Origin of the sequence: Paenibacillus sp. FSL M7-0896 (assembly GCF_037975415.1) — a bacterium.
Classification (GTDB): Bacteria; Bacillota; Bacilli; order Paenibacillales; family Paenibacillaceae; genus Paenibacillus_AQ; species Paenibacillus_AQ silagei.
On the sequence record NZ_CP150250.1, the window covers coordinates 5,629,881 to 5,645,159 of the forward strand.

8 protein-coding genes, 7 tRNA genes, 3 rRNA genes and 1 pseudogene are annotated in these 15,279 nt (G+C 52.9%); 6 read left to right on the top strand and 13 right to left on the bottom strand.

The window, feature by feature from the left end; genetic code table 11:
- Position 1: 1 nt before the first annotated feature.
- A complete protein-coding gene (locus MKY12_RS24210) occupies positions 2–754 on the bottom strand; it encodes a GDSL-type esterase/lipase family protein (protein WP_339311260.1) in 753 nt (250 codons plus the stop codon).
- A 133-nt stretch (positions 755–887) separates the two neighbouring features.
- Here MKY12_RS24210 and MKY12_RS24215 point away from each other — a divergent pair, with 133 nt between their 5' ends.
- Positions 888–1,754, top strand: coding sequence for an AraC family transcriptional regulator (locus tag MKY12_RS24215; RefSeq protein ID WP_339311262.1), 867 nt, complete (start codon positions 888–890; stop codon positions 1,752–1,754).
- A gap of 19 nt (positions 1,755–1,773) precedes the next feature.
- Here the strand turns inward: MKY12_RS24215 and MKY12_RS24220 are convergent, their stop codons facing one another.
- Positions 1,774–2,676: an AraC family transcriptional regulator gene (locus MKY12_RS24220; protein ID WP_339311264.1), complete on the bottom strand. Its 903-nt coding sequence runs from the start codon at positions 2,674–2,676 to the stop codon at positions 1,774–1,776.
- A gap of 131 nt (positions 2,677–2,807) precedes the next feature.
- On the opposite strand from MKY12_RS24220, the pseudogene MKY12_RS24225 reads away from it, so the two are divergent.
- Positions 2,808–4,792, top strand: a pseudogene (locus MKY12_RS24225) (alpha-amylase family protein).
- A 65-nt stretch (positions 4,793–4,857) separates the two neighbouring features.
- On the top strand, positions 4,858–5,280 hold the full coding sequence (locus MKY12_RS24230) for a VOC family protein (protein ID WP_339311266.1): 423 nt from the start codon (positions 4,858–4,860) through the stop codon (positions 5,278–5,280).
- Positions 5,281–5,301: 21 nt separating this feature from the next.
- Here MKY12_RS24230 and MKY12_RS24235 read toward each other — a convergent pair whose 3' ends face one another.
- A complete protein-coding gene (locus MKY12_RS24235) occupies positions 5,302–6,228 on the bottom strand; it encodes a LysR family transcriptional regulator (RefSeq protein ID WP_339311268.1) in 927 nt (308 codons plus the stop codon).
- A 99-nt stretch (positions 6,229–6,327) separates the two neighbouring features.
- On the opposite strand from MKY12_RS24235, the gene MKY12_RS24240 reads away from it, so the two are divergent.
- Positions 6,328–7,275, top strand: coding sequence for a hydroxyacid dehydrogenase (locus MKY12_RS24240; RefSeq protein WP_339311270.1), 948 nt, complete (start codon positions 6,328–6,330; stop codon positions 7,273–7,275).
- 70 nt (positions 7,276–7,345) lie between these two features.
- On the opposite strand, the gene MKY12_RS24245 is transcribed toward MKY12_RS24240, so the two are convergent.
- The 7 genes from MKY12_RS24245 to MKY12_RS24275 form a co-directional block, all read right to left on the bottom strand.
- Positions 7,346–7,424: transfer RNA gene (locus MKY12_RS24245), tRNA-Leu, on the bottom strand.
- Positions 7,425–7,490: 66 nt separating this feature from the next.
- Positions 7,491–7,567 (bottom strand) — tRNA-Arg (locus tag MKY12_RS24250).
- Positions 7,568–7,573: 6 nt separating this feature from the next.
- Positions 7,574–7,648: transfer RNA gene (locus MKY12_RS24255), tRNA-Gly, on the bottom strand.
- A 32-nt stretch (positions 7,649–7,680) separates the two neighbouring features.
- Positions 7,681–7,758: transfer RNA gene (locus MKY12_RS24260), tRNA-Asp, on the bottom strand.
- Between the two features lie 9 nt (positions 7,759–7,767).
- Positions 7,768–7,841, bottom strand: a tRNA-Met gene (locus MKY12_RS24265).
- Positions 7,842–7,881: 40 nt separating this feature from the next.
- Positions 7,882–7,957: transfer RNA gene (locus tag MKY12_RS24270), tRNA-Val, on the bottom strand.
- 74 nt (positions 7,958–8,031) lie between these two features.
- A tRNA-Glu gene (locus tag MKY12_RS24275) sits at positions 8,032–8,106 on the bottom strand.
- Between the two features lie 594 nt (positions 8,107–8,700).
- Here MKY12_RS24275 and MKY12_RS24280 point away from each other — a divergent pair.
- Entirely contained in the window at positions 8,701–9,018 is a 318-nt protein-coding gene (locus MKY12_RS24280; RefSeq protein ID WP_036725045.1) for a transposase, read from the top strand.
- 11 nt (positions 9,019–9,029) lie between these two features.
- Positions 9,030–9,893 (top strand): IS3 family transposase, encoded by an 864-nt coding sequence (locus MKY12_RS24285; protein ID WP_339311273.1) that lies wholly within the window; start codon positions 9,030–9,032, stop codon positions 9,891–9,893.
- 266 nt (positions 9,894–10,159) lie between these two features.
- Here the strand turns inward: MKY12_RS24285 and rrf are convergent.
- The 3 genes from rrf to MKY12_RS24300 all read right to left on the bottom strand — a co-directional run bounded on the left by rrf (position 10,160) and on the right by MKY12_RS24300 (position 15,228).
- Positions 10,160–10,276 (bottom strand): 5S ribosomal RNA (gene rrf, locus MKY12_RS24290).
- A 215-nt stretch (positions 10,277–10,491) separates the two neighbouring features.
- Positions 10,492–13,418: ribosomal RNA gene (locus MKY12_RS24295) — 23S ribosomal RNA — on the bottom strand.
- A gap of 249 nt (positions 13,419–13,667) precedes the next feature.
- Positions 13,668–15,228 (bottom strand): 16S ribosomal RNA (locus tag MKY12_RS24300).
- The 16S, 23S and 5S rRNA genes sit together here, the layout of an rRNA operon.
- Between the last annotated feature and the right edge of the window lie 51 nt (positions 15,229–15,279).

Below are 15,279 nucleotides of genomic sequence, written 5' to 3' on the forward strand. Positions count from 1 at the left end.
TTCAGGAACAGGGCTGCTCCCGGAGTCCGTCCGGATCCTGGCGGAATAACTCCCGCAGCAGCACCTGCGCCATGATCCGGTGACCGGACAGATCCGGGTGGATACCGTCCCCGTAGCGGTAAGAGTCATGAAGCAGCCGCTCATGCCGGATATGCTCCAGCAGCGGTGTACGTATGTCGATGACACCGTCTGCAGGACAGCCGCCGGAGATCAGCCAGTCCGCATAACGCTCCAATACACGGTCATAATCCCGGTAAGGCGCGAGATAGCTGAAATCAGCCGCCTCTGCGGGCTGCAGCGGACCGTCCATCGAGGCGGCGTGAAACGGCGGCGGTGTCAGCAGCACGGCAGCGGCTCCCGCTTCACGGATAAGAGCGCTCAGACGCTTCATCCCGGACTGATAGGCTGCAAAGCGCGCTTCCGAGAAGGGATGATAGATCCCGTCATTCATCCCGTAACAGGCAACGGCCACATCGGGACTGGCCGCCGCCAGCTCGCCTGCCAGCCGGTCATGGACACAGGGCCGCGGAAATGGATGCGCGGCTTCGCTGAGTCCCGAGACGGTCTCGCTGGGAACCCCGCACGCAAGCAGTTCCACCGCCAGCTCCGGCCGGTGCCTGCTTAAGCCTTCCCGGACCAGGCTGATATACCGGCCGTCTGCCGTAATGCTGTCCCCGAGGAACAGTATCCGGAGATTTCCGGTACTTGGTTTTTCTTTATGATTCAGTACGCTGTGATTTAGTAAATGAAGCATTCTTTTCCCTCCTGACCATTACGCAGGTCCCCCCGGCTGTCCCCAGCCAGGCAAATATGCCCGCAATCTAATGGTAGCGCCGCCCGCCGTTCTCCGCCTTGACGATCCCGACCTTCTTTAGCATAATATTGCCATGACAACCAAAATACTAGCGCGGGACATTGGACTTGAGCCCGGCTTCACCTTCAGAATCCAGAAGTGCCCGCTGACCCATGATTACTACGTCCACAGCCATGACTTCTCCGAGCTGGTCGTCATTCTGTCGGGAAACGCCGTGCATATCATTGAAGGGAGAGAGTATCCGGTTACCGCCGGCCAGGTTTTTCTGATCCACAGCAACGTTTCCCATGGCTACAAGAATGTCGAAGGCATCGAATACGTCAATGTGATGTTCCAGCCTGAACAGCTGCTCCAGCAGTCCGAGCTCAGACTGCTGCCGGGGTTCCAGGCATTATTCTATATCGAGCCGTTCTACCGGAAGGAGATGTACTTCAAGGGCATGCTCTCCCTGGAAGCCGGGCAGCTCCGGGAGGCGACGCGGCTGCTGGATGACATTCTGGAAGAGCATGACCGTCAGCCTGAAGGATACCGGCTGATGATCCGCACCTATTTCACCGCCTTGGTAGGCATGCTCTCTCGTTATTATCAGAACAGCAGCGGCCACGAGGATAACAAGGCGCTGCGGATCGGTGAGACGGTCACCTATATCGAGGAGCATTTCCTGCAGCCGGTCACCCTGCAGTCCATGGCGGATATGGCCTATATGTCCACCCGCCAGTTCCTGAGAGTGTTCACCCGCAACTACCAGACCACGCCGATGGATTATGTAATCCGCAAGCGGCTGGATTATTCCTGCACGCTGCTGCGCAGCCCCGGCCTGAGCGTCTCCCAGGTGGCGATGGACAGCGGCTTCCATGACCAGAATTACTACTCACGCCAGTTCCGCAAAGTATTCAACTGCACCCCCACCCAGTACCGCGAGCGAATCCAGAATTCCTGACCTTATCCCCGGCCATCGCTTAGATTTCCTCCGTATCGGCGGCGGCCTCATCCCGCATGCGCAGCCGCCGCCGGTAGGCCCCGGGGGTGACACCGAACCTCATGCTGAACAGGCGTGTCATATAGTTCGGGTCCTGAATACCGACCCGTTCGGCAATTTCAGCAATGTCCAGCACCGTACCGCCAAGCAGCTTCTTCGCTTCCTCCAGGCGCCGCTGCAGCACATACTGCAGCGGCGTCGTGCCGATATGCTGCTTCATGCACCTCGTAATATAATCCGCCTGGAAATGCAGCTCCTCCGCAAGCCCGGCCAGATGAAACGGCTGTCTCCAGTGGACATCCAGATAAGCAGCGGCAGCCCGGGCCAGCCGGGCCGCCGGCTCCGGCTGGCCCGTCCGCTGGCATTCCGCCTGCAGCGCTGCCAGCAGACCGGCCAGCAGCAGCTGGAGCCGGAGTGCATTCTCTGCGCTCAGCCGGCTGTGAATCTCGTTCATCTCCTGCAGTACCGGCTCCAATGCCTCTATATCAACCGGGGCGAATTTGGGCAGATACAGGCGCTGCTGCACAGACGGCTCCTCATCCTCCACCGTTCCCTTAGCCAGCAGTGAAGACCAGGGGATCTCCCCGCGCCGGATATATCCCGGCTTATGCTCATGGATGAAGTGCACCCAGTAAATTTCCGTATCCTCCGAACAGGCCCGGTACCCGTCATGCGGCCTTCCCGCCTCCAGCACCAGCAGTTGTCCCGCACCCACTGCGTATTCCTTGCCTTCCTCTGCCATATAGAGCGTTCCCCGCTTGACCAGCAGCAGATCGTACACACCGAACGTGCGGGCGAAATGCCGGTCCCCCGGAGACCAGACCGCATGTCCCACCGTAACCAGCTGCGGCAGCGGGGGAATCGCAAATTCCAGGCACAGCATCATAGCCCCCCTTGTCTCAGGTCGATTTTGTGCTATTCAAAGTCTATATTATCACTGGCTGCCACGGCGGAAAAGAGGTACATTGACTGGGAATCCGCTTTTCATCCAATTCTCTAAGGGGTTGTGTATCCATGCGTTTCCGTCAGGTTCATCTTGATTTCCATACTTCTGAAGCCATTCCCGGCATCGGGCAGGCCTTCTCAAATCCCAGTTCCAGTCCATGCTGCGCTCAGGTCACGTAGACTCGGTCACCGTATTCTCCAAATGCCATCACGGCTGGGCCTATCATCCCAGCGACGCCAATGAGATTCATCCCGGCCTCTCCTTTGACCTGCTGGGCGAGATGATTGAAGCCGCTCATGAAATCGGGGTCAAGACTCCGGTCTATCTGTCAGCCGGTCTTGATGAGAAGCTGGCCCGCCGTCATCCGGAGTGGCTGATCCGCGATGCCGAGGACCGTACACGCTGGGTAAAAGACTTCATGACCCCGGGCTACCATGAGTTCTGCCTGAACACGCCTTACCTGGACATCCTGCTGGCCCAGATTCATGAAGCCGTCTCCCGGTACCAGGCAGACGGTATCTTCCTCGACATTGTCGGCGTCCGCAAGTGCCGCTGTCAATACTGCGTCGCCGCCCTGCGGGCAGCCGGCCGGGACCCCCGCGACGAAGCAGCCGTCATCGCCCTCGGCGAGCAGACCTACCTGAATTATGCCCGCCGTGTGCGGGAGACGATTGATGCCGTGAAGCCCGGCCTGCCGGTCTATCACAACAACGGCCATCAGCAGCGGGGACGCCGCGATCTGGTGCAGGTCAACAGCCATCTGGAGCTGGAGTCGCTTCCTACCGGAGGCTGGGGGTATGACCATTTCCCGCTGTCAGCACGCTACGCCCAGACGCTCGGCATGGAATTCCTCGGCATGACCGGCAAATTCCATACCTCCTGGGGCGAATTCGGCGGGTATAAGCATCCGAACGCGCTGCGGTTCGAAGCCGCGCTCAGCCTCGCCCATGGCGCCCGATGCTCCATCGGCGACCAGCTTCACCCTTCCGGCTGGATGGATGAAGCGACCTATGCCCTGATCGGCGCCGCCTACAGCGAGGTGGAGGCGAAGGAGGAGTGGTGCAGCGGGGTTACGTCCGTTGCAGATATTGCCGTCCTGTCCCTGGAGGCTGCACGTGAAGCCTGCCCCGGCGGACAGGCACGCAGGGGGGAACGCAATCTGGCCGATGCCGGTGCGGTACGCATACTGACAGAAGGCCATTACCTGTATGACATCGTAGATACGTTCAGCGACTTCACCGCCTACAAAGTGCTGGTGCTGCCCGATGAGGTGCCCGTATGGCCGGAGCTGGCCGACGCGATCGGGGCCTTTACCGCCGGAGGCGGCAAGGTGCTGGCCACCGGACGTTCCGGCCTGAATCCGGAAGGCGATGCTTTTGCACTGAACCTGGGGATCAGCTGGCTGGGGGCCAACCCTTACCGGCCGTCTTACTTCAAGCCCCATTTCACGCCCGGCGCCCTGCTGCCCGCCTCCTATGTAATGTACGGCGAGGGTCAGCTGGTGGAACTCTTGGAAGGACAATCGCTCGGTCATCTGGAGAATCCTTATTTCAACCGCGATGTCTTCACCTTCTGCTCGCACCAGCATACGCCGGGTGCACAGGAAGACAATGGGCCGGGGATGGTGGAGAGCAGCAGCGGGATCTATATTGCCTGGGATGTATTCAGCGAGTATGCGGATGCCGGCCATCTTATTCTGAAGGAAATGGTGCTGCATGCACTGTCGCGGCTGCTCCCTCAGCCGTCACTGCGTACGAATCTGCCGGCCCGGGGCATAACGACCCTGCAGTACCAGCAGGCAGAGCAGCGCTATGTGCATCATCTGCTCTACGCCGCTCCCGCCCTCAAAGGCCGGATCGAAGTCATCGAGGATATTGTGCCGCTGCGGGACATTTCCGTCAGCCTGCGCCTCCCCTCCTCTGACCCCGTACACCGGGTCTATCTGGCCCCGTCGATGACAGAGCTGCCGTTCACCGTCAGCAGCGGGGGCGGGATCACCTTCACGATTCCTTACCTGGAGAATCATCAGATGGCGGTAATCGAGCTGGTGTAGATTAGGTCCATTTATAGTAGAATAATAAGAGCTATACCATTGCCTAGAATGAGAGGATGACCGGGATGCTTCAGTCCATTGTGCACATTGCTCTAGTCGTTAAGGATTATGATGAAGCTATAGAATTTTATACCAACAAGCTGAATTTCACATTAGTTGAAGATCTCTATCAGCCCGAGCAGGATAAAAGATGGGTCGTAGTCTCCCCTCCCGGATCATCAGGCACTACCCTTCTGCTGGCCCGGGCGTCGAAGCCTGAACAGGAGTTCTTTATCGGCAATCAGGCAGGCGGACGAGTATTCCTATTTCTGAACACCGATAACTTCTGGCGAGATTATCATGAAATGGTCTCCAGGGGGATTGAATTCGTTAGAGAACCCAAAGAAGAAGCTTATGGAATCGTTGCGGTATTCAAGGATTTGTACGGCAACCTGTGGGACCTGCTGCAGATGAACGCAGACCACCCGATTTCCAAGCGGATACAATGATTGCACAGCACTGCGGCCAGGTCATTGGACTCCAAATGTATCTCGCAGATAGCTATCAAGAATCTGAAGGGGCTCGTGTAACGCCTGGTTTGGAAACTTATGAGTTACCTTATAGCCTACTCTAGGGGGCACTGACACCGCCAGCTTCTGAAGAACAAATTCTCCCATCCCCTTCATATGGGCGCCAATCGAAGCGGGCACAATCGTCCATTGTCTGGCATTCGTCAAAAAAGTAGTGATGAGTCCCGCTGAGTCCAGATGTACACGGGACGGACACAGCGGGTCCCACCACTGGTCATGTCTGAATTGAAACTCCCGATTCCAATTGACGAGGACTTCATGCTCTGCCGCCAATTCTTCCATTTCCACCGTATCTCCAGCCTGCCGCCCTGGCACAGCCAAGCGCAACAGCACCATTTCTTCAGTGAAAAACGGTTGAACAGTAACGCTAGGCGACACAATTTCCCGTACCACAAACGCCACATCCATCTCACGCCGCTCAATACTATCAAAAGCCTCCTGAGTATGCTGCGTACGAATCTGCAATCGGATGGACGGAGTATGCTGATTAAGCATTCTATATACCGGAGGCAAGACAAAGTGGCTTATACTTTCGGCAGCGCTTATGGCCAGACTTAACTGCGAACCATTCGCCTTTAAAATTTGAGTTTCCCTCCAGAGCGCCTCCCATCTTTCCGCAATACTAAAAAAGTTCTCCCCTTTTGGGGTCAGGCTGATTTTGGCTGCCCCTTTTCTTCGCTCCACTAACAGTCCGCCCATCCCTTGCTCTAATGTCTTTAAGCGGTAACTTACCGTTGCTTGTGACAGATGCAGCAGATCGGCCGCTTTACTTATACTCCCAGTCCGTACGATAGCTAAAAACGCTTCTATCCCAGGAAAATACATAGAATACCTCCTCAATATATAGAAAATATTAATATAGTTCACAAAATATTTGCGTTTTACAACATTATTCTTTATGTCTAAAATTATCATTAACACAGACAAGGGGTCAAATAGTCCAGGTTATGAAAAGGTGGTTTAGCTATGAAGGTTCTCATCGTTGGTCATTTTAACGAAACTGCACAATCAAAGATTACCGGGTATTTTCCGCAAGACTGGAACGTTATCATTGTCCCGCCTGGACAAGATATGCTGCATCATATTGAAGATTGTCAGGTCCTCATTCCTGAACATATCCAAGTGGACCCTAGCCTGCTGGCTAGCGCCAAAAAATTAAAATTGGTACAGACAGGTGCAGGTTATGATAATGTCGATATCCCTGCCTGCACACAGCTCGGCATTTGGGTGGCCAATGCTGCAGGAGTGAACGCACAGGCCGTGGCCGAGCAGGTAATGGCACTAATGCTGGCTTATTATAAAAACATCCCGTTTCTTGATCATTTCATGAAAAACAGGATGGATGAACATCACTTGGAGTACACAGGAAGTGAATTAGAGGGCAAAACCATGGGGATTATCGGGCTGGGCGCTATCGGAAAAAAGGTAGCTGCGTTTTGCAGCGCTTTTGATATGAATGTGTTGGCTTATGCGAGAAATACCGAAGCGCCATCGGACGGCATAGTGAAAATGACCGATTTCGATACACTCCTAAGCACATCCGACATCGTCAGTGTTCACGTACCCTTGACTGAGCAAACCAAGCACCTGATGAACCAAGAAGTCTTCAAGAAAATGAAGGATACTGCTATTTTTATCAATACCGCCCGCGGGGGGATTGTCAACGAAAGAGACTTGCTGGACGCATTAAAAAACGGAGATATTTCCGGAGCCTGCCTGGATGTGTATGAATCCGAACCGCTTCCTATAGACAGTGAGCTCCGCACGCTGGATAACGTGATCCTTACTCCCCATACCGCAGGAATGCCTGACGGCCGGAAATTCCACCAAAAAAGATATGATTTCTTCATAAAGAATATAAAACGTGTACAATACGGGGAAGAACCTGAAAGCAGGCTAAATCAGTTAATATAGTTTCAGTGCAATAAAAACAAAAAAGGTTTATGACATTGTCCAAAATACAATGTCATAAACCTTTTGGTAGTACCGGCGAGAGGACTCGAACCTCCACGGTTTCCCACTCGATTTTGAGTCGAGCGCGTCTGCCATTCCGCCACGCCGGCTTAATATCATATATATCCATCATGGATAATTAAATTTAAAATGAAAAACATTCAATAAAGTAATAATGGCGCGCCCTGAGAGATTCGAACTCCCGGCCTTTTGATTCGTAGTCAAACGCTCTATCCAGCTGAGCTAAGGGCGCAAAATATGGAGCGGACGACGGGAATCGAACCCGCGACCCTCGCCTTGGCAAGGCGATGCTCTACCGCTGAGCCACGTCCGCACACGGTATGTATTCAACTGCTTTAATGAAAATGGCGGAACCGACGGGATTCGAACCCGCGATCTCCTGCGTGACAGGCAGGCATGTTAGGCCAACTACACCACGGTTCCAAGATAATATTGCGGGGGCAGGATTTGAACCTGCGGCCTTCGGGTTATGAGCCCGACGAGCTACCGGGCTGCTCCACCCCGCGTCAGTAAAAAAATATTCTCTTCTAGCTTGCAAAGTCTGCATGGTGGAGGCTGAGGGGTTCGAACCCCCGACCCTCTGCTTGTAAGGCAGATGCTCTCCCAGCTGAGCTAAGCCTCCATCGAAGAAGCAACTTAATGATCATAACACATTTCCATAAGATATACAACCATTAATTTTATTAAAGATGAAAGTGGTGACTCGTATGGGATTCGAACCCATGTTACCTCCGTGAAAGGGAGGTGTCTTAACCCCTTGACCAACGAGCCAGATAAGCAAACAATCTTTCGACAACAAAAGATATTATATCAAATAAAACAGTATAATACAATAGAAATATTAATATTGTATATGGTCAGTATCTACATCACATGCAATGAGCTTATTCTCATGCCCTCTAAGACATCTCTCCATCTGTAAAGCGCCCCAGGGACTCCTGCCTTCATCACGGCTCTCCAGTCAACAGTATAGAGTCTCAGAGGAAGCAGACAAGGTTAAATTGACGAACATCTCGTCCCTCGCGTCTCAGCCTGCCCACAATCTCTATGAAATACGCTTCTTCCACTAGTACTGCATCAGATTAAAAATAGTGGAGCAGACGCAATTCCTCTTCAAATTACTTCTTTTTTCCAATCGGGAGTTGTTCTTCAGGGGCGTTTGGCTTAGCGTAACGGACTGAGGTGCTCTTATTTGGGAAGAAAGTCGTCAATTGGGCGAGTAACGGACTCCACAAGCCTTATCCTTTGCACTTCAGCTCCGAAACATCTCATAGAGAGACGATAAGGTCCACTGTGGGATTAGAATTGAAAGTAGACGACAGTTAACGGACGGAGGGATAATAAGGGCAACGGAGGTGCATCCCTATGGGAGAAAAACGACAACGGTATAACGAAGAATATAAGAAGCAAACGGTAAAGTTCATTCAAGAGCAGACGAAGAGCATAGGGGACATCGCGCAAGAGCTGGACATTCCGAAAAGTACGCTGCACCAGTGGATGGGGCAATACCGGGAGCTAAAGAATGAACCGGTAGCCAGTATGGATCGGGTACGGGAACTCGAAGCCGAGCTCCAAGAGATGCGCCGTCAGCTCCAAGAGAAAGACAGTCGACTTGCCGATACAGAGGAAGAATTGGCAATCGTAAAAAAAGCAGTGCACATCTTCAGCAAACCAAGGAATTAAGATTCCAGTTTATGAAGGACCATCGCTCCGCATTTCGCTTGGAGAAGATGTGCAGTACCCTACAGGTATCCAGGAGCGGATATTACAAGTGGCTGAACGCCAAAGCCAGTGTGCAAGCCCTCCGCAAGGCTGCTGTTATGGAGCGAATCCGGTACCATTTTGACGACCATCAAAAACGGTATGGAAGTCCGAAGATCACCCGCCTGCTGCATCAGGAAGGCTATACGGTCACGGAACGCACAGTGAGTGTGTACATGCGAGAAATGAAGCTCCGCTCTATTGTATCTAAGCCATACCGAGTGCAGACGACCGATTCCAAGCATAATAATCCCATTGCACCAAACACACTGAACCAAGAGTTTAAGGTGCTTAAGCCCAATACCGTATGGGTCACCGACATCACGTATATCCCTTGTCGTGGAGGTCGCTTATACCTAGCTAGCGTCATGGATCTATGCACGCGAGAAATTGTAGGGTGGCGGCTGTATAACCATATGGAGACGAGCCTGGTCTTAGACGCGCTGCAGGCGGCTTACACGGCGAAGCGACCCGGCGAGGGCCTACTGCACCACTCTGACCGAGGGTCTCAATATACCTCAAAAGAATATGTCGACCAACTAAAGACATACCACATGAAATCCAGCATGAGCCGTAAAGGAAACTGTTACGATAACGCCTGCATTGAGTCTTGGCACAGTATTTTAAAGAAAGAGCTCATCTACTGTAATCCGCGCTTCAAAAACCCGGAACAGGCATATGATGCTATTTTCCAATACATTGAGTTCTATTACAATCGCAAGCGAATGCACAGCTCACTGGGGTATCTTTCCCCCGCCCGCTTTGCTAAGCAATTCACTAAAAAATCCGTTGCGTAACAGTCTACTTTCTTGACAGAAGTCCACTGAGTCCGTTAAGCTGCAAAAAGTGGCGTTTTCGCGGGGATAAGATCTCTCCGGTCCGTTAGATTTTGGGTTGATAAGGTTTAACAAGCTTATTCATCCTTTTCATCCTTTTAGATCTGATGAGGTACTAGTGTCATAGGTAATGCTTCCGCCATAGCCTGAATCCAGGTATACCAGCATCGAATAGATAAAGTCACGCAACAAAAAACCACCATTGATAATCAACAGTGGTCTTAAGTGCTTGGCAACGTCCTACTCTCCCAGGACCCTTCGGTCCAAGTACCATCGGCGCTGGAGGGCTTAACGGTCGTGTTCGGGATGGGTACGTGTGGAACCCCTCCGCTATCGCCACCAAACGGGCATTTGAATATCAAATGCTATTATTCAGGTTTCAGCATCGCCAAATGCTGAAAACAAATCTTCTTTACAGAGCTACTTGAGCTCCATAAATTACAATTTGATTCCTGAAAACTGAATCCGAAACGAATCTGCGTTTGCCCTTGTTACGGGGCCCCCGGAAAGTATTCGGAATCCGCTTCGTTAGCTTCATCTTCACTTTTTGGGGTAGTTCTTGGATAAGCCCTCGACCGATTAGTATTGGTCAGCTCCATGCATTGCTGCACTTCCACCTCCAACCTATCTACCTCGTCGTCTTCAAGGGGTCTTACATACTGGGAAATCTCATCTTGAGGGGGGCTTCACGCTTAGATGCTTTCAGCGCTTATCCCGTCCGTACGTAGCTACTCAGCCATGCTCCTGGCGGAACAACTGATGCACCAGCGGTACGTCCATCCCGGTCCTCTCGTACTAAGGACAGCTCCTCTCAAATTTCCTGCGCCCACGACAGATAGGGACCGAACTGTCTCACGACGTTCTGAACCCAGCTCGCGTACCGCTTTAATGGGCGAACAGCCCAACCCTTGGGACCTACTTCAGCCCCAGGATGCGATGAGCCGACATCGAGGTGCCAAACCTCCCCGTCGATGTGGACTCTTGGGGGAGATAAGCCTGTTATCCCCAGGGTAGCTTTTATCCGTTGAGCGATGGCCCTTCCATGCGGTACCACCGGATCACTAAGTCCGACTTTCGTCCCTGCTCGACTTGTAGGTCTCGCAGTCAAGCTCCCTTATGCCTTTGCACTCTGCGAATGATTTCCAACCATTCTGAGGGAACCTTTGAACGCCTCCGTTACTCTTTAGGAGGCGACCGCCCCAGTCAAACTGCCCGCCTGACACGGTCCCCGTACCCGATGAGGGCACTAGGTTAGAACCTAGATACGATCAGGGTGGTATCCCAACGGCGCCTCCGCAGAAGCTTGCGCTCCTGCCTCCACGGCTCCCACCTATCCTGTACAGATCGTACCCAAATTCAATATCAAGCTGCAGTAAAGCTCCATGGGGTCTTTCCGTCTTGTCGCGGGTAACCTGCATCTTCACAGGTATTAAAATTTCACCGGATCTCTCGTTGAGACAGCGCCCAAGTCGTTACGCCATTCGTGCGGGTCAGAATTTACCTGACAAGGAATTTCGCTACCTTAGGACCGTTATAGTTACGGCCGCCGTTTACTGGGGCTTCGGTTCACAGCTTCGGATTGCTCCTAACCGCTCCCCTTAACCTTCCAGCACCGGGCAGGCGTCAGCCCGTATACTTCGCCTTGCGGCTTCGCACAGACCTGTGTTTTTGCTAAACAGTCGCTTGGGCCTTTTCACTGCGGCCCCCTCGGGCTATTCACCCTACCGAGGCACCCCTTCTCCCGAAGTTACGGGGTCATTTTGCCGAGTTCCTTAACGAGAGTTCTTCCGCGCGCCTTAGAATTCTCTTCTCGCCTACCTGTGTCGGTTTGCGGTACGGGCACCTTCTCCTGGCTAGAGGCTTTTCTTGGCAGTGTGAGATCATGACCTTCGCTACTATAATTTTCGCTCCCCATCACAGCCCAGCCTTACGATGTGCGGATTTGCCTGCACACCAGCCTCACTGCTTAGACGGACATCCATCAGTCCGCGTCACTACCCTCCTGCGTCACCCCATCGCTCATAGCGGATTACGGTGGTACAGTAATTTCAAACTGTTGTCCTTCGACTACGCCTGTCGGCCTCGCCTTAGGTCCCGACTTACCCTGAGCGGACGAGCCTTCCTCAGGAAACCTTGGGCTTTCGGCGGATCAGATTCTCACTGATCTTTTCGTTACTCATACCGGCATTCTCACTTGTATGCTGTCCAGCGCTCCTTACGGTACACCTTCAACCCACATACAACGCTCCCCTACCCCAGATGCTAGTGCATCTAGCCATAGCTTCGGTGGTGTGTTTAGCCCCGTTACATTTTCGGCGCAGAGTCACTCGACCAGTGAGCTATTACGCACTCTTTCAATGGTGGCTGCTTCTAAGCCAACATCCTGGTTGTCTGTGCAACTCCACATCCTTTCCCACTTAACACACACTTGGGGACCTTAGCTGATGGTCTGGGCTGTTTCCCTTTTGACAATGGATCTTAGCACTCACTGTCTGACTCCCGGCAAGAAGTTAATGGCATTCGGAGTTTGACTGAGCTTGGTAACCCTTGCGGGCCCCGCACCCAATCAGTGCTCTACCTCCACCACTCCATTCACCGAGGCTAGCCCTAAAGCTATTTCGGGGAGAACCAGCTATCTCCGAGTTCGATTGGAATTTCTCCGCTACCCCCACCTCATCCCCGCATTTTTCAACATGCGTGGGTTCGGGCCTCCAGTGCGTGTTACCGCACCTTCACCCTGGACAGGGGTAGATCACACGGTTTCGGGTCTACGTCCACATACTAAATCGCCCTATTCAGACTCGCTTTCGCTGCGGCTCCGGCTTCTCACCTTAACCTTGCATGTTAAACGTAACTCGCCGGTTCATTCTACAAAAGGCACGCCATCACCCATAAAGAGGGCTCTGACTTTTTGTAAGCACACGGTTTCAGGTTCTATTTCACTCCCCTTCCGGGGTGCTTTTCACCTTTCCCTCACGGTACTGTTTCACTATCGGTCGCCAGGTAGTATTTAGCCTTAGCAGATGGTCCTGCTGGATTCATACGGGGTTTCACGTGCCCCGCACTACTCGGGATCCGTCTCGGAGGGAACACAGTTTAGGCTACAGGGCTTTTACCTCTATCGCGGGCCTTTCCAGACCTCTTCGCCTACTGAATTCCTTTGTAACTCCATGTGAGACGTCCCACAACCCCAAGAGGCAAGCCTCTTGGTTTAGGCTGTTCCGCGTTCGCTCGCCGCTACTGACGGAATCACTATTGTTTTCTCTTCCTCAGGGTACTTAGATGTTTCAGTTCCCCTGGTCTGCCTCTGCGTATCCTATGTATTCAGATACGAGTAACTGCGAATTACCACAGCTGGGTTTCCCCATTCGGACACCCCCGGATCAAAGCTTGCTTACAGCTCCCCGAGGCAGTTTCGTTGTTCGCCACGTCCTTCGTCGGCTCCTGGCGCCTAGGCATCCTCCGTGTGCTCTTAGTAGCTTAACCAATGCGTTTTCCCTAAGGAAAATCGCTAGTATCGCCATTAATATGAAACTTGTTTACACAAGTTCAGCTTAAAGGAATGTTCTAAAACGCAAATTCGTTTCGGTATCCAGTTTTCAAGGATCAAGTTTAAAGATGAGAGCTTAAACTCTCAAAACTGACCAACGAGTGAGCATTCGAACCCAAGGGTTCTATTGTGGAAGCAAAGCTTCCGATTTGAATGTCTTCATTGCAGAAGACGATTCTCCATAGAAAGGAGGTGATCCAGCCGCACCTTCCGATACGGCTACCTTGTTACGACTTCACCCCAATCATCTACCCCACCTTCGGCGGCTGGCTCCCTTGCGGGTTACCCCACCGACTTCGGGTGTTGTAAACTCTCGTGGTGTGACGGGCGGTGTGTACAAGACCCGGGAACGTATTCACCGCGGCATGCTGATCCGCGATTACTAGCAATTCCGACTTCATGCAGGCGAGTTGCAGCCTGCAATCCGAACTGAGACCGGCTTTGCTGGGATTGGCTCCACCTCGCGGCTTCGCTTCCCGTTGTACCGGCCATTGTAGTACGTGTGTAGCCCAGGTCATAAGGGGCATGATGATTTGACGTCATCCCCACCTTCCTCCGGTTTGTCACCGGCAGTCACTCTAGAGTGCCCAGCTTCACCTGCTGGCAACTAAAGTCAAGGGTTGCGCTCGTTGCGGGACTTAACCCAACATCTCACGACACGAGCTGACGACAACCATGCACCACCTGTCTCAACTTTCCCCGAAGGGCACCTGATGCATCTCTGCTTCGTTAGTTGGATGTCAAGACCTGGTAAGGTTCTTCGCGTTGCTTCGAATTAAACCACATACTCCACTGCTTGTGCGGGTCCCCGTCAATTCCTTTGAGTTTCAGTCTTGCGACCGTACTCCCCAGGCGGAGTGCTTACTGTGTTAACTTCGGCACCAAGGGTATCGAAACCCCTAACACCTAGCACTCATCGTTTACGGCGTGGACTACCAGGGTATCTAATCCTGTTTGCTCCCCACGCTTTCGCGCCTCAGCGTCAGTTACAGCCCAGAAAGTCGCCTTCGCCACTGGTGTTCCTCCACATATCTACGCATTTCACCGCTACACGTGGAATTCCACTTTCCTCTTCTGTACTCAAGTCACCCAGTTTCCAGTGCGACCTCAGGTTGAGCCCAAGGTTTAAACACCAGACTTAAATAACCGCCTGCGCGCGCTTTACGCCCAATAATTCCGGACAACGCTTGCCCCCTACGTATTACCGCGGCTGCTGGCACGTAGTTAGCCGGGGCTTTCTTCTCAGGTACCGTCACTCCGGTAGCAGTTACTCTACCGGACGTTCTTCCCTGGCAACAGAGCTTTACGATCCGAAAACCTTCATCACTCACGCGGCATTGCTCCGTCAGGCTTGCGCCCATTGCGGAAGATTCCCTACTGCTGCCTCCCGTAGGAGTCTGGGCCGTGTCTCAGTCCCAGTGTGGCCGTTCACCCTCTCAGGTCGGCTACGCATCGTCGCCTTGGTGGGCCGTTACCCCACCAACTAGCTAATGCGCCGCAGGCCCATCCCCAAGCAGCAGATTGCTCCGCCTTTCATTCTTCTCTCAGGAGAAAAAAGAAATTATCCGGTATTAGCTACCGTTTCCGGTAGTTATCCCAGGCTTGAGGGCAGGTTGCCTACGTGTTACTCACCCGTCCGCCGCTAAGTTTGAAAGGAAGCAAGCTTCCTCTCAAACTCCGCTCGACTTGCATGTATTAGGCATGCCGCCAGCGTTCGTCCTGAGCCAGGATCAAACTCTCCAAATTGGTATTTAGAAAGAGCGATTGCTCATTTTGAAACATCTGACGAGAATTTAC